The sequence below is a fragment of the Streptomyces humi genome (assembly GCF_001005085.2).
In the GTDB taxonomy this organism is placed as follows: Bacteria; Actinomycetota; Actinomycetes; order Streptomycetales; family Streptomycetaceae; genus Streptomyces; species Streptomyces humi.
Window position 1 is genome coordinate 1 of sequence record NZ_LBMU02000176.1, and the last position, 1,465, is coordinate 1,465.

At 68.2% G+C, this 1,465-nt stretch carries 1 protein-coding gene; it reads left to right on the forward strand.

All coding sequences use genetic code 11. The features are described from left to right. Positions 1-1,465, forward strand: a 1,465-nt coding sequence (locus AAW13_RS43710; RefSeq protein WP_143145120.1) for a non-ribosomal peptide synthetase, incomplete at both ends; no start/stop codon positions are given.

Sequence of the window (1,465 nt, forward strand, 5' to 3'; positions counted from 1 at the left end):
CAGTACAGCAGCGCGTTGTTCGATGCGGTGACGGTGGAGCGGTTGGCCGGTCATCTGGTGACGGTGTTGGAGGCGGTGGGGGAGGACGCGGGCCGGCGTGTGGGTGAGTTGCCGGTGTTGTCGTCGGGTGAGTGGGATGAGGTGGTGGCGGGCTGGAACGCCACGGCGGCTGTGGTGCCGTCGGTCGGCGGGGTGGGGGAGCTGGTCGCCAGGCGGGTGGCGGAGGCTGCGGATGTGGTGGCGGTCGTGTCGGGTGATGTGGTGGTGACGTATGGCGGGTTGATGGCGCGGGCCAACCGTCTCGCCCATTACTTGCGGTCGGTGGGTGTGGGTGCGGAGTCGGTGGTGGGGCTGTGTGTGGAGCGCGGTGTGGACATGGTGGTGGCGGTGTTGGCGGTGTGGCAGGCCGGTGGTGCGTATCTGCCGTTGGATCCGGAGTTTCCTGCGGATCGGTTGGAGTTCATGCTGGCGGACAGTGGTTGCTCGGTGTTGGTGGGGCATCGGTCGGTGGCTGGTCGTCTGCCTGTGCGGACGGCAGTGTGGCTGGACGACGCCGCTGTCAAGGCAGCTGTCTCGGTTGCGCCCTCCACCTCGCCGCAGGCGGGTGTGCCTGCTGATGGGTTGGCGTATGTGTTGTACACGTCCGGTTCGACGGGTCGGCCGAAGGGGGTGCTGGTCGGGCAGCGGAGCCTTCTGGGTTTCTTGACCGCGATGGCTCAGAGGCCGGGCCTGAGCGCCGAAGACGTTCTGCTGGCGGTGACGACCCTTGGCTTCGACATCTCCGGGCTGGAGTTGTGGTTGCCGCTGGTGCAGGGGGCTCGGGTTGTTGTCGCGTCGCGCGACGCAGTGGCTGATCCTGGTCTGCTGGCGGGTGAGTTGGTGCGGACGGGTGCTTCGGTGGTGCAGGGGACTCCGTCGTTGTGGCAGATGCTGTTGGCCGACGGCTGGCCGGGTGTCGAAGGGCTGCGGGTGCTGTCGGGTGGTGAGGCGCTGCCGGCCCGACTGGCGGAGGCGCTGCTGAGCAGCGGTGCCGAGGTGTGGAACATGTACGGCCCGACGGAGACGACGATCTGGTCCACCTGTGACCGGGTGACGGATGGTCCGCTGTCGATCGGTTCGCCGATCGCCAACACGCGGGTGTATGTCCTGGACGAGCGGCTGCACCCGGTGCCGGTGGGCGTGGCGGGTGAGTTGTTCATCGGTGGCATGGGCGTGACCCGTGGCTACCTGGGCCGTGCGTCGTTGACCGCCGAGCGCTACATTCCCGACCACTTCTGCGGTGACGGCTCCCGGCTGTATCGCACCGGTGACCGTGTGCGCTGGCTGTCCGAGGGCCGTCTGGAGTATCTGGGGCGGGCTGACGACCAGCTCAAGGTGCGTGGCTTCCGTATCGAGCCCGGCGAGATCGAGACGGTTCTGACCGCGCATCCGGCGATCCACGCCACCGTGGTGACCGCTCGGGGCG